This is a genomic window from Streptomyces sp. NPDC058051, from assembly GCF_042885475.1.
GTDB lineage: Bacteria > Actinomycetota > Actinomycetes > Streptomycetales > Streptomycetaceae > Streptomyces.
Window position 1 is genome coordinate 1 of sequence record NZ_JBHVRW010000052.1, and the last position, 17,976, is coordinate 17,976.

Below are 17,976 nucleotides of genomic sequence, written 5' to 3' on the forward strand. Positions count from 1 at the left end.
GGTGTGCTGAGTGGGATGGCGCAGCAGTCGGTGGTCTCGGAGTCCGCGGTGTTCGTTCCGTTCCTGCGCAAGAACCGCCCTGAGGCGTCCACGGCTGTCAGCGCGCTGGGCCGGCTGCATGTGGCGGGGGTGTCGGTGGACTGGGCGCGGTTCTTCGAGGGTTCGGGTGCCCGCCGGGTCGACCTGCCGACCTACGCCTTCCAGCGCGACCGGTACTGGATGACTGCCGAGCTGGGTGTCGCCGACCACGGGTCGCTGGGCCTGTCCGATGCCGATCACCCACTGCTCGGCGCTGCGGTGGCACTTCCCGGAGCGGACGGCGGCCTGATGCTCACCGGCCGGCTTTCCGTCGACACACAGCCGTGGCTCGCCGACCACCGCATGGGAAGCTCGATCTTCTTCCCGGGCACGGGCCTGGTCGAGCTGGTGCTCTGTGCCGGCGCCCAGGTCGGTTGCGACGTGCTCGACGAACTCACCCTGCAGGCACCCCTGGTGCTGCCGTCCCGCGGGGGCGTCCAGGTGCGCGTACGCATGGGACTGGACGACGCGGCCGGTGCCAGAAGCGTCGCCGTGTACTCCCGCGACGAGGACGACGACGCAGCCGACAGCCCCTGGACCCTGCACGCCGAAGGTCTCCTGGTCCCCGATGCGACCGCGCCGTCCTTCGACGCCACGGTCTGGCCTCCGGAGGCCGCCACCGCGCTGGAGCTGGACGGCGTCTACGACCGGCTCATCGCCCAGGGCTACGGCTATGGGCCCGTCTTCCAAGGACTCACGGCAGCCTGGCGCCGGGGCGACGAAACCTTCGCCGAGGTGGCCCTGCCCGAAGCGTCGGGCACGGAGGCCGAACGCTACGGCCTGCACCCCGCGTTGCTGGATGCCGCGCTGCACGCCTCCCTGATCGGCGACGGCGACGCACCCGGCAGCACCGAAGCCGACCCGGGGACAGCGCTGCTCCCCTTCGCCTGGAAGGGAGTCCGTCTGCACGCTTCCGGGGCGGCACGGCTCCGGGTGAGGATCGCACCGTCCGGCACCGACAGCATCACCGTCACCGGCGCGGACCGGACAGGGCAACCGGTCTTCTCCGTGGACTCCCTCGTCACCCGCCCCGTCGCGGTCGAACACGCAGCCGAGGGACAGCGGGGCGCTCTGTACTCCGTGGAGTGGGCCCCACTGCCCACCACGACCGTTGTTCCCGCCCCCACCACCGTGGACTGGGAGGATCGCGACGGCGCCGCCGGAACGGACGCCGCGGTTCTGGTGTGGGAGTGCCCGCCCCCCGCCGCTGACGTGGTGTCCGACGCCCACACCATGACCGGCCGCGCGCTCGGAGTCGTACAGCAGTGGCTGGCGGACGACCGGTTCGCGACCAGCCGGCTGCTCGTCGTGACCCGTGGCGCCGTCGCCCTGCCCGGCGAGACGGTGACGCATCCGGCCGCGGCGGCCGTCGCGGGCCTCGTGCGGTCCGCGCAGGCAGAGAACCCGGACCGGATCCTGCTCGCCGACACGGACGGCACCCTGGACATCGCCACCCTCCTGGCCTCCGACGAGCCCGAGGCAGCTGTCCGACAGGGTGCGGTACGGGTTCCCCGACTGATCCGCGTACGCACAACCTCTGACACCGTGGAGCCGGCCGACGACGCCCCCGACCATGCTCCCGACGCTGCTGCTGACCAGGCCACCGAAGTAGGTGGGCGTCCGGGCGGCACCGACGCGCAGCCAACGGCCCGCTTCGGCGGTGCGGACGCGACGGTGCTGCTCTCCGGCGGTACGGGGACACTCGGGGCGCTCGTCGCCCGCCACCTCGTCACCGTCCACGGCGTCCGGCGGCTGGTGCTGACCAGCCGTCGGGGACCGGACTCACCGGGCGCCGCCGATCTGCGCGCGGAGCTGGCCGGTCTCGGCGCCGAGGTCACCGTCGTGGCCTGTGACCTCGCCGACCGCGACGCCGCACGCGCCCTGCTGGCCCTGCACCCGCCGACCGCCGTCGTCCACTGCGCGGGCGTACTGGACGACGCCACCATCGGCTCGCTCACCCCCGGTCGCCTGACCGACGTCCTGCGCCCGAAGGTCGACGCGGCGTGGAACCTTCACACGTTGACCGCGCACCTCGACCTCACCGCCTTCGTGCTCTTCTCGTCCGTCGCCGGGGTGCTCGGCAACGCCGGCCAGGCCAACTACGCCGCCGGCAACGCCTTCCTGGACGCACTCGCCGTCCTGCGCAGCGCACAGGATCTCCCCGCACAGTCGCTCGCCTGGGGTCTGTGGGCCGACGAGGACGGCATGGCGAGCGGTCTCGACGACACGGATCTGCGCCGCATGAGCCGGTCCGGCGTCGAACCCCTCAGCGTCGCCCAGGGACTGGCCCTGCTCGACGCCGCCGTACCCCTGAACGAGGCACCGCATCTGCTGCCCGTCCGCCTCGACCTCAAGGCGCTGCGCGCAGCGGATCCGCTTCCGCCGCTCTTCTCCGGCCTCGTACGCCGCAGGCCCCGCGCCTCGGCCGACGCGGCGACGGCGATCCCGCAGGCCCAGGCCGCTCTGGCCGCCCTGGCCCCGAAGGAACGCCTGCGCACCCTCCTCGACCTGGTGCGGGCCCAGGTCGCGTCCGTACTCGGACACGGATCGGCCGGGGACATCGAACCCGACCGCGCCTTCACCGAGATCGGGTTCGACTCCCTGACCGCGATGGAGCTGCGCAACCAGCTGACCTCCGTCACCGGAATCCGCCTGCCGTCCACCCTCGTCTTCGACCACCCCAACGCCCGCGCGGTGGCTGACCACCTGGACACCCTGCTCGTGGGCGAGCGGGCCACGGCCACCGCCGTACCCGGGAGCACGGCCGCGGTGCCCGGCGAGGACGACCCGGTCGTCATCGTCTCGATGGCCTGCCGCTTCCCCGGAGGCGTCCGCACCCCCGAGGACCTGTGGCAGCTCGTCCACGACGAAGTCGACGCCATCACGGAGTTCCCCCGGAACCGGGGCTGGGACCTGGAGGGCCTGTACGACCCCGAATCGGCCCGGGCCGGCACCTGCTACGTACGGCACGGCGGATTCCTTCACGACGCGGCGGAGTTCGACCCCGGCTTCTTCGGCATCAGCCCCCATGACGCGCTGACGACCGACCCGCAGCACCGCCTGCTGCTGGAGGTGGCCTGGGAGGCGCTGGAACGGGCGGCGATCGACCCGCTGTCACTCAGGGGCACCGCGACCGGGGTCTTCACCGGGACGATGTACCACGACTACGCGGGCAACAGCGCCGCCGGCTCCCTGGGCCCCGGCCGCGTCTCGTACACCTTCGGGCTCGAAGGGCCCTCGCTGGCCGTGGACACCGCGTGTTCGTCGTCCCTGGTGGCCCTGCACCTGGCGGCCCAGGCCGTGCGGTCCGGTGAGTGCGGGCTCGCGCTCGTCGGCGGCGTGACCGTGATGTCCACGCCGGAGACCTTCATCGAATTCGCACGGCAGCGCGGGCTCTCCCGCGACGGCCGGTGCCGCTCGTTCGCCGCCGCCGCCGACGGTGCCGCCTGGTCCGAAGGCGCCGGAATGCTCGTCGTGGAGAGGCTGTCGGACGCCCGGCGCCACGGGCATCCCGTCCTCGCCGTCCTGCGCGGCAGCGCCGTCAACCAGGATGGCGCGAGCAACGGACTCATGGCCCCCAACGGCCCCTCCCAGCAGCGCGTCATCCGGCAGGCACTCACGAACGCCGGCCTCACCACCGCCGATGTCGATGCCGTCGAGGCGCACGGCACCGGCACCACCCTCGGCGACCCCATCGAGGCACAGGCGCTGCTGGCCACCTACGGACAGGAGCGCGTTGCGGGCAGGCCGCTCCACCTCGGATCGATCAAGTCGAACATCGGCCACGCCCAGGCCGCCGCCGGCATCGCCGGTGTGATCAAGATGGTCGAGGCGATGCGGCACGGCATCCTGCCCAGGTCGCTGCACCTCGACGCACCATCACCCCAGGTCGATTGGGAAGCGGGAGAGGTCGCCCTGCTGACCCGCGCCCAGCCCTGGCCCGAGCTCGACCGGCCGCGCCGGGCCGGGGTGTCGTCGTTCGGTATCAGTGGCACCAACGCCCACGTGATCATCGAGGCGCCGTCGGTGACACACGACGCCACCGACGGCCCCCTGCTGAACCCAGACATCGCTGAGGGCCCCCTGCTGACCGCAGACGTAGCCGAGGGCTCCCTGCTGAACCCAGACGTCACGGACGGCTCCGGTCTCACGTCCGACGTCGCCGAGGGCTCCCTGCTGGTCTCCGACGTCACGGACGGCTTCGGTCTCACGTCCGACGTCGCCGAGGGCTCCCTGCTGGTCTCCGACGCCACCGGCACGTCGTCCGCCACCACGATCGACGTGCCGGAGCCCGACACCACCCCAGTGCCCTGGCTCCTGTCGGCCCGCGACCCGGAAGGCATCGCCCGGCAGGCAGCCCGCCTGCTGAGCCATCTCGACGCCCGGCCCGACGCGCGCGCCCTGGACATCGCCTACGCGCTGGCGACCTCCCGTACCGCCCTGGAACAGCGCGCCGCCCTGGTCGTCAGCGACCGGGCCCAGGCGCTCCGCGACCTTGCGGTCCTGGCAGACGGCGGCTCCACCCCCGACACGGTCCGCACCGGCGACGGCGAAACCCGCAGGCCCGGCGGACTCACCGCGTTCCTCTTCTCCGGACAGGGCGCGCAGCGGGCCGGGATGGGCGGACGACTCCACCGCGCCCACCCCGTCTTCGCCCGGGCCTTCGACGACGCCGTGACCGCGCTCGACCGCCACCTGGACCGGCCGCTCGCCGACATCGTGCGGAGCGACGAAGCCGCCCTGAACCGCACCGCCTACACCCAGGCCGGACTGTTCGCCTTCGAGGTCGCGCTGTTCCGGCTCCTGGAGTCCTGGGGCATCCACCCCGACCTGCTCGCCGGCCACTCCGTCGGGGAACTGGTCGCGGCGCACGTATCGGGCGCGCTTGCGCTCGCGGACGCCGCTCGGCTGGTCGCCGCGCGCGGCCTCCTGATGCAGGCACTGCCTGAAGGCGGTGCGATGGCGGCGCTGCGGGCGAGTGAGGACGAGGTGATCCCGCTGCTCACCGCGGAGGTGGCCGTCGCCGCGGTCAACGGGCCCGAATCCGTTGTCGTGTCGGGGACGGCCGACGCCGTACAGGCCGTCGCGGACCACTTCGCCGCGCTCGGCCGTACCGCGAAGCGCCTGCGGGTGTCGCACGCCTTCCACTCACCCCTCATGGATCCGATGCTGGCCGAGTTCGCCCGGGTGGCCGCCGGGATCGAGGTCGCCGAACCCTCGATACCGATCGTCTCCACCCTGACCGGACGGACCCTCACGGCCGCTGAACTCGCCGACCCCGCCCACTGGGTCCGGCACGTCCGCGAATCCGTCCGGTTCGCCGACGGGATACGGGCGCTCGACGAGGCGGGCGTCACCACCTACCTCGAAGTCGGCCCCGACGCCGTCCTCTCCGCGCTCGGCCCTGCCTGCCTCCCCGACACGGCGGCCGGCGCCTTCCTGCCGCTCGCACGCCGCGACCGCGACGAGGCACGCGAACTCGTCCGGGCCGTCGCCCTCGCCCACTCCCGTCATGTGCCGGTCGACTGGGCGAAGTTCTTCGCCGACAGCGGCGCGCACCGGATCGACCTGCCGACCTACGCCTTCCGCCGGGAGGCGTTCTGGGCCCTTCCCGAGCGCACCGGCGCCGGTCTGGCCGCTGCCGGGCTCGGCGATGTGGACCACCCGCTGCTGAGCGCGCTCGTGACCCTCCCGGACACCGGCGGCGCCCTGCTCACCGGTCGGCTGGAACGGTCCGCCCTGCCCTGGCTCGACGACCACGATCTGCTGGGCACCGTGGCCCTGCCCGCCTCCGCCTTCGTCGACCTGGCGTTGCGGGCGGGCATGGAGACCGGCTGCCCGCGCCTGGACCGGTTCCAGGTGGTGGCGCAGCTGCCCCTGCCCTCGGACGGAAGCGTCGCGCTGCGGGTCTCCGTCGGCCCTCCCGCGGAGGACGGCCGCCGCACCGTCGCCATCCACACCCGACCCGCCGACTCCGACGGATCCCCGGACACCGGCGACGCCGCACCGTGGATCCGCCACGCCGAGGGCGTCCTCGCACCGCCCGCCGCCGAACCGGACGGATACGACCTCGCGGCCTGGCCGCCGCCCGGCGCCACCCCGGTGGACCCCGATGACGCCTACGACCGGCTGCTCGCGCTCGGCCACGGGTACGGGCCCGCCTTCCGCACGCTCCGGGCCGTCTGGCGGCGCGGTGACGAACTGTTCGCCGAGGCCGCACTCGACGACGAGGCCGTCCGCGACGGAAGCGTCCTGCATCCCGCCCTGCTCGACGCCGCCGTCCAGTTGGCCCGGTTCGGCACCCCGCCCGACGGCACCACGGAGGGCGTCGCAGCGGCGGAGCCTGCCGACGGGCCCCTGACACCGGCCACGTGGACCGGCCTCCACGCCCACCGCACCGGTGCCACGGCACTGCGCATCCGTGTCGTCCGGCCGGCCGACACAACCGGCCCGTCCTTCCACCTGGCCGACGAACACGGCAGCCCCGTGCTCTCCGTCGAGGCCACCAGTTGGCGGCCCGTCGCCCCGGACGCCCTGGCCGACGGTGGGCCCCGAGGCTCGCTGTACCGGCTGGAGTGGACTCCGGCGCCCGTCGACATCGCCGCCCTCGGCGCCACGACCGCGGTACTCGCCGCCGCCGGGCCCCTCGACGACCCGCGCACCGGCCACCCCTACCCCCTCCACGACCCTCGCGAGCCCGCTGCTGGCTCCGCACCCGGTTTCGTCCTGCTGCCGGTCCCGGTCCCGGTCCCGGTCCCGGTCCCGGTCCCGGTCCCGGTCCCGGTCCCGGTCCCGGTCCCGGTCCCGGCCGCGCCGGACGACGACGTACCTACCTCGATCCGTACACAAACCGGCCAAGTACTGTCCTTGATAAGGGAGTTCCTCGACCACGAACCCATCGACGGCGCGAAGCTGGTCGTCGTCACGCGCGACGCCGTCGCGACCGGCACCGATGCGGTCGATGTCCGCCAGGCACCCCTGTGGGGCCTGGTCAGGGCTGCGCAGAGCGAACATCCCGGACGGATCGTCCTCGCGGACCTGGACGGGTCCGAGGCCTCCGCGACGACGCTGCCGGACGCTTTGACCTCAGGCTCCGAAGAACTCGCCATCCGAGGTGGCACAGTCCTGGTTCCCGGACTCGCCACGGTCGTGCCGCGCACCGGCGACTTCGCGATGCCGGTGAAGGGAACGGTGCTGGTCACCGGGGGAGCGAGCGGCGCGGGCGCCGTGACGGCCCGCCACCTCATCACCGCACACGGCGTCACCCGACTCCTGGTGACCGGGGCCCCGTGCCCCACCGAACCGTCCGCCCCGGGCTCCGGTGTCGCTGACTCCGCCGCCGCCTCCTCCGCCGCCGCCTTCGCCGACGACAGCGGGCGCAGCCTCACGGACGCCTCCTCCGACGACAGCGGGAGCAGCGCCACCGGCATCGAACTCCTCGCCGCGGAACGCGGTGTCGACCTCATCCTCAGCGACTGCGACCCCGCCGACCGGGAGGCCCTTGCCGCACTGCTCCACACCCTCCCTGCCGACCAGCCGCTCACCGCCGTCGTCCACACGGGCAGTGGCACCGAGACGAACGCCCTGATCGGCGAGCGGACTCCGGACCTGCTCGACCGGGCCCTGCGCCACGCGGACGCCGCCTGGAACCTCCACGAACTCACCGCGGACCTCGGCCTGTCGGCCTTCGTGCTCCTCTCCTCGTCCCAGGGCCTGATCCACGGAGCCGGAGCGGCCCCCACCGCCGCAGCGCACACCTTCCTGGACGCCCTCGCCCACCACCGCCACACCCTCGGACTCCCCGCCACCACCCTCGCCCTCGGCCCGGCGACGGGATCCGCCGACACCGAAGGTGAACAGGGGCGGCGGATGGCCGGCCTGGGACTGCCGCCCCTGCCCGACGACCGGAACATGCTCCTCCTGGACGCCGCGCTGCGTACCGGCGAGGCCGTCCTGTTCGCGCTCCACCTGGACCAGGGCGTCCTGCGCCGCCAGGCCGAGCAGGTGCCGCCGGTGCTCACCACCGTCGTACGGATCCCCGGACGCACCGACGCCCGTGGCGGCACCGACACCGCTGCCGCACTGCGCCGACGCCTCTCCGGGCGTGGCGAGGACGAACGCCGACGCATCCTGTTGGAGGTGGTCCGCTCCCACGTCGCCACCCTGCTCGGGCACCCGACGCCGGAAGCCGTCGGAGCCGACCGGGCCTTCCAGGACCTGGGATTCGACTCGCTGGCCGCCGTCGAACTCCGCCGCCGGCTCGGCAGTGCCACCGGCCTCTCCCTCCCCGCGAGCCTCGTCTTCGACCACCCGGACTCCCGGGCGGTCGCCACCCACCTCACCGCGCTCCTCGCGGACGGATCCGACGACGACGGAGCCAAGGCCCTGATGGGCATGTTCGACCAGCTCGACGCGACCCTCATCGCCGCCGCCCCGGACGCGGGGGAGCGGCTGAAGATCACCTCTCGTCTGGAAGCGCTGCTGCGCCGCTGGCAGGACGCCCACGGTGACGACACGACACGGCCCGAGGCGGACGACGACCTCGACTCGGTCACCGACGACGAGCTGTTCGAGGTGCTGGACCAGGAGATCGGACTCCTCTAGCTCCGCCAGGCCCACGGCTGACGCACGCCCCGAGATTGGTAGAGATACAGATGGCAACCCAGGACAAGCTTCGGGACTACCTCCAGCGCGCCACCGCCGACCTGCGGCAGGTGAAGCGACGCCTGCGCGAGGCCGAGGCCAAGGAGCACGAGCCCATCGCGATCATCGGCATGAGCTGCCGCTACCCCGGCGGAGTGACCTCGGCCGACGAGCTGTGGGATCTCGTGTCCGAGGGCCGGGACGGCATCACGACCTTTCCCGTGAACCGCGGATGGGACGTGGACGGGCTCTACGACCCCGAACCCGCCACGCCAGGACGGACGTATGCCCGCGAAGGCGGATTCCTCCACGACGCCGACCGGTTCGACGCCGACTTCTTCAAGATCAGCCCCAAGGACGCCCGCGAGACCGACCCCCAGCAGCGGCTCCTGCTGGAGACGTCGTGGGAGGCGCTGGAACACGCGGGTGTGGATCCGCTCGCGCTCAAGGGCAGCCTCACCGGTGTGTTCGCCGGCGTCGTCTACCACGACTACGCCACGGACGGCGGTACCGGCGGCCTGGCCAGCGTCGCCTCCGGACGCATCTCCTACACCCTCGGCCTGCAGGGCCCGGCCGTCACCGTCGACACGGCATGCTCCTCGTCCCTGGTGGCCCTCGACTGGGCGGTGAAGTCGCTGCGTTCGGGCGAATGCACCCTCGCCCTGGTCGGTGGGGTGACGGTCATGGCCACCCCCACCTCCTTCGTCGGCTTCAGCCAGGAACGCGGCCTCGCCCCCGACGGCCGGTGCAAGTCCTTCGCCGCCGCTGCCGACGGCACCGGGTGGGGCGAAGGCGTCGGCATGCTCGTCGTCGAACGCCTTGCCGACGCCCGGCGCAACGGACACCCCGTTCTCGCGGTCGTCCGGGGGTGTGCCGTCAATTCCGACGGCGCGTCCAACGGCCTCACCGCTCCCAATGGCCCTGCCCAGCAACGGCTGATCCGCCAGGCACTCGCCGCGGCCCAGCTCACCGCCGACCAGGTCGACGCCGTCGAGGCACACGGCACCGGCACCACCCTCGGCGACCCGATCGAGGCGCAGGCCCTGCTCGCCACCTACGGCCAGGACCGGCCGGCCGACCAGCCGCTGTACCTGGGGTCGGTCAAGTCGAACATCGGGCACGCCCAGGCGGCCGCGGGCGTCGGCGGCGTCATCAAGATGGTGCAGGCCATGCGGCACGGCCTGCTGCCCCGCACCCTGCACGTGGACGAGCCCACCCCCGCCGTCGACTGGTCGACCGGAAACATCGCGCTGCTGACCGAGCCCCTGCCTTGGCCCGACCGCGACCGGCCGCGTCGAGCGGCCGTCTCCGCGTTCGGGCTCAGCGGCACCAACGCCCACGTCATCCTTGAGGAAGCGCCCGTCGCCACGGCCGAGACCGTCGCCCCGGACGAGACCGGCTCCACGGTCGACACCGGCTCCGTGGCGGGCTCCGCTTCCACGGCGGGTGCTGCGTCCACACAGGACCCTGCCTCCACGGCGTCCACCGCATCTGCTGCCTCCACGGCGTCCACCGCACCCGCAGCGTCCGGCGCCACGACCTCGCAGCTGACTTTGTTGCCGCTCTCCGCCAGGACCCCCGACGCCCTGCGCGACCAGGCCATCCGTCTGCTCGACCACCTGAACACCCCCGAACAACAGGGGACTTCCGTACGGGACCTCGGATACTCCCTCGCCACGACCCGCGCCGCCCTCGACCATCGAGCCGTCCTCCTGGCCGCCGGACGCGATGAACTCGTCCAGGGCCTCACCGCCCTCGCAGCCGACGACGACGAGACGAACCGCCCGGTGCGCTCCTGCGCCGAACCCGTCGGCCTGACGGCGTTCCTGTTCACGGGTCAGGGTGCGCAGCGGTTGGGTATGGGGCGTGGGTTGTATGAGGCTTTTCCGGTGTTTGCGGAGGCTTTTGACGCGGTGCTGGCGGAGTTGGACCCGCGGTTGGGTTGTTCGTTGCGTGAGGTGGTGTGGGGTGCGGACGCACATACAGGTGTGGGTGCGGATGCGGATGCGGGTGTGTTGAACGGGACGATGTTCGCTCAGGCGGGGTTGTTCGCGGTGGAGACGGCGTTGTTCCGGTTGGTGGAGTCGTGGGGGGTGCGGGCTGATGTGGTGGCGGGTCATTCGATCGGGGAGATCGTGGCCGCGCATGTGGTGGGGGTGTTGTCGTTGGGGGATGCGGCGGAGTTGGTGGTGGCGCGTGGTCGGTTGATGCAGGCGTTGCCGGTGGGTGGGGTGATGGTGGCGGTGGCGGCGTCGGAGGTGGAGGTCGCGGCGTTGCTGGGCGAGGGCGAGGGCGAGGGCGAGGGCGAGGGCGAGGGTGTGGGTGTGGGTGCGGGTGCGGGTGTGCGTGTGGGGATCGCGGCGGTGAACGGTCCGTCGTCGGTGGTGGTGTCGGGTGCGGAGGAGGGGGTGTTCCGGGTCGCGGATCACTTCGCCGGGCTGGGGCGCAGGACGAAGCGGCTGGCCGTGTCGCACGCGTTCCACTCCCCGCTGATGGACCCCATGCTCGCCGAATTCCGCGCGGTCGCGGGGAAGTTGACCTACCGGGAACCGAGGCTTCCCCTCGTCTCGAACGTGACCGGCCGGCTCGCCGACCCGGGCGATCTGACCACTCCCGGGTACTGGGTCCGCCACGTCCGCGAAGCCGTCCGCTTCCACGACGGAGTCCGGGCCCTGTACGCCGAAGGCGCCCGTGTCTTCATCGAGATCGGGCCCGACGCCGCCCTCACACCCATGGCCACCGACTGCCTCACGGACGCCCCCGACGTGGTGTGCACGCCCACCCTGCGACGCGCACGCGACGAGGAACGGACCCTGCTCACCGCCGTCGCCCACGCCCACGCGCGCGGCACCGCGGTCGACTGGAGCGCCTTCTTCGCGGACCGGGGCGCCCGCCCGGTCCCCCTGCCCACCTACGCCTTCCAGCACCGCAGTTACTGGGCCGAACGCGCCGACGCATACGCACCGCCGGCCACCGGCTCCGCCGCGGACCCGGCCGGAGCGGACTTCTGGGCAGCGGTGGAGCAGCAGGACGCCCCCGCGCTCGCCGACCGGCTGGCCGTCCCCGAGAGCGCCCTCGGCGCGGTACTGCCGGCCCTGGCGCGCTGGCGCCGCCTCCACCAGGAGCGCGCCGCCCTCGACAACCTGCGCTACCGGGTCGTCTGGCAACCGGCCGCCCCCACGCCCACCCCCGCCGCTCTCGACGCCCCCTGGCTCGTCGCCGTCGCGGAAGGCACGACCGGCGACGCACGGATCGACGCGATCCTCACCGGCCTCACCGACCACGGAGCCACCCCCCAGGTCGTCGAGGTCGGCCCGGCACAGGACCGCGCCGGCCTCGCCCCGCTCCTCGCCGGCCACCAGGCTGCCGGGATCCTCTCCCTGCTCGCCCTCGACGACCGCCCCGACCCCGCCCACCCGCACCTCTCCCGGGGCCTGACCGCCACGGTCACCCTCGCCCAGGCCCTGGCCGACACCGGTCTCGCCACCCGCCTCTGGTGCGCCACCCAGGGCGCCGTGGCCACCACCGCCCCGGCCGAGCTGACCGCCCCGGCCCAGGGCGCGCTCTGGGGCCTCGGCGGCGGACTCGCCCTCGACCACCCCGACACGTGGGGCGGCACCGTCGACCTCCCCGCGGACCTCGACCCCACCGCGGTGCGGCGGCTCTGCGAAGTCCTGACCGGTGCGTCCGGGGAGGACGCGGTCGCCGTGCGGGGCGGCGCCGTCCTCGCGCGACGCCTGGTCCGCGCACCCCTCGGGGACCGCGCCCCGCGCCACCCCCGCACCCCCCGCGGCACCGCCCTCATCACCGGCGGCACCGGCGGCCTCGGCGCCCACGTGGCCCGCATGCTCGCCGCCGACGGCATCGAACACCTCCTGCTTCTCAGCCGCCACGGCGACACCGCCCAGGGCGCCCGCGATCTGGCGGCCGAACTGGAGAAGGCGGGCACCCGCGTGACCCTCGCCGCCTGCGACGTCACCGACCGCGCCGCGCTGGCCGCGATACTCGACGCCGTACCCGCCGAACTGCCCCTGACCACCGTCGTGCACGCCGCCGGGGCCGGCCAACGCCTGGCACCGCTCCCCGAGCTCACCACCGAGGAGTTCGCCGCCGTCGGCCACGCCAAGGTCACCGGCGCCCTGCACCTCGACGCCCTGCTCGGTGACCACCCCCTCGACGCCTTCGTCCTCTTCTCCTCCGGCGCCGCCGTATGGGGCAGTGCCGGACAGACCGCCTACGCCGCCGCCAACGCCCACCTCGACGCCCTCGCCCACCGGCGCCGCGCCCGCGGACTCACCGCCACCTCCGTGGCCTGGAGCTCCTGGCAGGGCGGCATGGTCGACGCCGAACTCAGCGCCGTGATGGACCGCATCGGCGCCCCCGCGATGCACCCCGACCTCGCCGTCGGCGCCCTGCGCCAGACACTCGAACACGACGAGAGCCACCTGGTCGTCGCCGAGTTCGACTGGTCACGCTTCGCCCCCACCTACACCCTCGCCCGTCCCCGCCCGCTCCTCGACGCCCTGCCCGAGGTGCAGGAGGTCCTGTCCGCAGGCACCGGCGCCACGACTCCCGACGCCTCGGCGCTGATGGAACGGCTCGCCGGCCTCACCGACGCCGAGCGCGGCCGGGCCCTGCTCGACCTCGTACGCACCCGCGTCGCCGCCCTCCTCGGCTACGAGTCACCGTCCGAGCTCGACCCCCAACGCGCCTTCGAGGACCTCGGCTTCGACTCCGTGGCGGCCGTCGAGCTCCGCCAGGCACTGACCGCCGCCACCGGCACCGCCCTGCCGGCGACGCTGGTCTTCGACTACGCGACCCCCACCGCACTCGCCGACCACCTCCACACCCGGCTCTTCCCGGACGGCGACGACACCGGTGTGCCCCTGCTCGCGGAGGTCGACCGGTTCGAGGAACTCGTCGGCGCACTGGACATCGAGGAGATCCGCAGCAGCCGCATCACCTCCCGGCTCCAGACACTCCTCGACAAGCTGACCGCCCAGCAGAGCGGCGCATCGGCCGCCGTCGTCGATGTCGGGGACTCCCTCGACGAGGCGTCCGCCGACGACGTCCTCGCCTTTATCGACCAAGAACTCGGCCTCGCCTGACACGGGCACGCTGCCGGCATCTGACCCAAAGGACTCGGTGAGACCGATATGGCCAACGACGAGAAGATCCTCGACTACCTGAAGAAGGTCACCGCCGACCTCCAGCGGACCCGGCGGCGTCTCCACGACGCCGAGGCGCAGGCGCAGGAGCCCATCGCCATCGTGGCCATGGGCTGCCGCTTCCCCGGCGGCGTGACCACTCCCGAGGACCTGTGGCAGCTCGTCGCCGAAGGCCGTGACGCCGTGTCCGGCATGCCGACCGACCGCGGCTGGGACCTCGACCAGCTCATGGGCCAGGACGCCTCACAACCCGGCACCAGCTACGTCCACCAGGGCGGATTCGTCCAGGGCGCAGGCGACTTCGACGCCGGGTTCTTCGGCCTCAGCCCCATGGAGGCGGAAGCCACCGACCCGCAGCAGCGCCTCAGCCTGGAAGTCGCCTGGGAGGCCTTCGAGCGGGCCGGCATCGACCCGGAAACCCTGCGCGGCGGCCGGGTCGGCGTCTACATGGGTTCCGGTATCCAGGACTACGGCGACTTCCCCGAAGGCGTACCCGAAGCCGTCGAGGCGTACATGGCCACCGCCCGCGCCGCCTCGGTCATCTCCGGCCGCATCTCCTACACCCTCGGCCTCGAAGGGCCGTCGTTCACCGTCGACACGGCCTGCTCGTCGTCCCTGGTCGCCCTGCACCTCGCCGCCCAGGCCCTGCGCCAGGACGAATGCACCCTCGCACTGGCCGGCGGCGTGATGATCATGTCGACCCCCGCCCCCTTCGTCGCCTTCAGCAAGCAGCGCGGCCTCGCCCCCGACGGCCGGTGCAAGGCGTTCTCCGACGCCGCCGACGGCACCGGCTGGTCCGAGGGCGCCGGCATCGTCCTGCTGGAACGCCTCTCGGACGCCCGGCGCAACGGACACCCCGTCCTGGCCGTCGTACGGGGCTCCGCCATCAACTCCGACGGCGCGAGCAACGGCCTCACCGCACCCAGCGGCCCCTCCCAACAACGCGTCATCCGCCAGGCACTCGCGAACGCCCGGGTACCGGGCGCCCACGTCGACGTCGTCGAGGCACACGGCACCGGCACCACCCTCGGCGACCCCATCGAGGCCCAGGCGCTCCTCGCCACCTACGGCCAGGACCGCAGCGCCGACGACCCGCTGCGCCTCGGCTCACTCAAGGCGAACATCGGACACGCCCAGGCGGCGGCGGGCGTCGGCGGCGTCATCAAGATGGTCATGGCGCTGCGCCACGGCACCCTGCCCAAGACCCTGCACGTGGAGCAGCCCTCCAGCCACGTCGACTGGTCCGCCGGCCACGTCAGCCTGCTCACCGAGCCGGAGCCCTGGCCCCGGAACGGCCACCCGCGCACCGCGGGCATCTCCGCCTTCGGTCTCAGCGGTACCAACGCCCACGTGATCCTTCAGGAGGCCCCCGAACCGGAAGCCGTCACCGCCGACGCCGCCGACGAATCCAGGGCGACGCGAGGAACCGGCGCAGGTACCGAAGACTCCGCTACGGGAGAGCCCGCCGGAGACGACGCCGTGGTGGCCGGAACCGATGAGCCTGCCGACGCGGAGACCCCCGCCCTCGTGTCACCGGTCATCCCGTTCGCGGTCTCCGGGCGCAGCGCTGCCGGGCTGCGCGCCCAGGCGGAGCGGCTTGCCTCCTTCGTCCGGGACGAGACCGGCACCCCGGCGCGTCCGCAGGACCTCGCCCGTGCACTCATCGCCACCCGTACCGCGTTCGAGCACCGCGCGGTCGTCCTCAGCGGCTTCGGCGGCAACGACACGGCTCCGGACGCCGACAGGACCGCAGGCAGCGGCACCGGGAGGAGCGGCCAGGGCCCGACCGGTGAGGGGGACGCGCTGCTGACCGGCACCGGGGGCAGTGACGGAGACCCGTCCTCAGCGCATGACGCCCTGCTCACCGGCCTCGACGCGCTCGCCAACGGCACCAAGGCGGCACACGTCGTCCGCGGCACCACCACGGGCGAGGCACAGGTCGCCTTCGTCTTCCCCGGCCAGGGTTCGCAGTGGGCCGGCATGGCCGTGGAACTCCTCGACAGCTCAACGGTGTTCGCCCACCGCATGCACGAGTGCGCCGAAGCACTCGCCCCGTACACGGACTGGGACCTCCTCGACGTCGTCCACCAGCGTCCGGGCGCGCCCACCTTCGACGAGGTCGACGTCGTCCAGCCGGTGCTGTGGGCCGTCATGGTCTCGCTCGCGTCACTGTGGCGGGCGTGCGGCGTCGAACCCGCAGCCGTGGTCGGGCATTCCCAGGGCGAGATCGCGGCGGCCTGCGTCGCCGGTGCCCTCACGCTGGAGGACGGGGCACGCGTCGTCGCGCTCCGCAGCAAGATCATCCGCCAGGACCTGGCCGGTCGCGGCGGCATGATGTCGGTCGGGCTGCCCTCCGCACAGGCCGAGGCGCTGCTCGCACGCTGGGAGGACAGGCTCCAGCTCGCCGTGGTCAACAGCCCCGGCTCCACTGTGGTGTGCGGTGAGACCGACGCCCTCGACGAGCTGTACGCCGAGCTGGAGAAGCAGGGCGTGCAGACCCGCCGCATCCCGGTCGACTACGCCTCGCACTCCGTCTTCGTGGAGGAGATCCGCGACCGCCTGCTGGAGGAGCTGGCCGCGGTCAGCCCCCGCCCGGCCTCGACCACGTTCTACTCCACCGTGACCGGCGGTCCGCTCGACACCACCGGTCTCGACGCCGACTACTGGTACGAGAACCTCCGCCGCACCGTGCGCTTCGAGGACACCACCCGCGCGATGCTCGACGACGGATTCACCCTCTTCGTGGAGGCCAGCCCGCACCCCGGACTCGTCGTCGGCCTCGGCGAGACGATGGCCGCGGCCGGCGCCACCGCCACCCCGGTGGGCTCGCTGCGCCGCAACAACGGCGGCATGGGCCGGTTCGCCCAGTCGCTGGCCGAGGCGTACGTGCACGGCGCCCCCGTCGACTGGAGTCCCCTCCTCGACGGGGCCGCCCCTGCCCCGGTCGATCTGCCGACCTATGCCTTCCAGCGCGAGCGGTACTGGGTCACGGCCCCCGTGGGCACCGGAGACGTCCTGACCGCAGGGCTCGAACCGGCCACCCACCCGCTGTTCGGTGCCCTGGTTCCCTCACCCGACACGGACGCGCTGAGCCTCACCGGCCGGCTCGCTCTCGGTACGCACCCCTGGCTCGACGACCACCGCGTCGGAGAGTCCGCCTTCTTCCCCGGCACCGGGCACGTGGAACTCGCCATCTACGCGGGCGACCAGGTCGGCTGCCCGGTGATTGACGAGCTGACGCTGGAGACACCGCTGGTCGTGCCCGAGTCGGGAGGCGTCGCCATCCGCGTGACGGTCGGCAGCGCCGAGCCGGACGGCAGGCGCCCGGTCACCGTGCACGCCCGCCCCGAGGACGGCGGCCAGCCGTGGACGCGGCACGCGACCGGCATCCTCGCCCCCGGCACGGCCGCCGGTCCCGAGCCGGAGCGGCCCTTCGACGTCTCGCAGTGGCCCCCGGCGGGCGCCGAACGCGTGGATCTCGACGGCTTCTACGACGGCATGGCGGAGGCGGGTCTGCAATACGGCCCCGTCTTCCGCGGTCTGACCGCCGCCTGGCGTTCCGGTGACGACGTCTACGCCGATGTCGCGCTCCCCGCAGGAGCGGACCCGTCCGACTTCCGGCTTCACCCCGCGTTGCTCGACGCTGCGCTCCATGGGGTGGTTGTGGCTGGTGTGGTGGGTGAGGGGGCGGCGTTGCCGTTTGCGTGGTCGGGTGTGTCGGTGGGTGTGGTGGGTGCGTCGGTGGTTCGGGTGCGGGTTTCGGTGGTGGGTGAGGGTCGGGTGTCGGTGGTGTTGGCTGATGTGGGTGGTGGTGTGGTGGCGTCGGTGGGTGGTTTGGTGTTGCGTTCGGTGGGTGTGGAGCGGCGTGCGGTGGCGGATTCGGGTGTGTGGGGTTCGTTGTTCGGTGTGGGGTGGTCGGGTGTGGAGCTGCCCGAGTTGACGGGTGCGGGTGCGGGTGCGGGTGCGGGTGTGGGTGTGGGGCGTTGGGGTGATGTGGTGGGTGGTGTGGTGGGTGGGGTGCCGGATGTGGTGGTGTTTGATTCGGTTCGGGGTGTGGGGGATGGTTTGGGGTTGGGTGGTGGGGTGT

Annotated in this window: 3 protein-coding genes; all 3 read left to right on the forward strand. The window is 73.1% G+C overall.

What is annotated here, in order from left to right; all coding sequences use genetic code 11:
* Positions 1-15: 15 nt before the first annotated feature.
* Positions 16-8,682 (forward strand): beta-ketoacyl synthase N-terminal-like domain-containing protein, encoded by an 8,667-nt coding sequence (locus ACFVUT_RS37165; protein WP_389660966.1) that lies wholly within the window; start codon positions 16-18, stop codon positions 8,680-8,682.
* A gap of 50 nt (positions 8,683-8,732) precedes the next feature.
* Positions 8,733-13,829 (forward strand): type I polyketide synthase, encoded by a 5,097-nt coding sequence (locus ACFVUT_RS37170; RefSeq protein WP_389660968.1) that lies wholly within the window; start codon positions 8,733-8,735, stop codon positions 13,827-13,829.
* A gap of 48 nt (positions 13,830-13,877) precedes the next feature.
* Positions 13,878-17,976: type I polyketide synthase (locus tag ACFVUT_RS37175; RefSeq protein WP_389671138.1), on the forward strand; the 4,099-nt coding region annotated here is incomplete at its 3' end.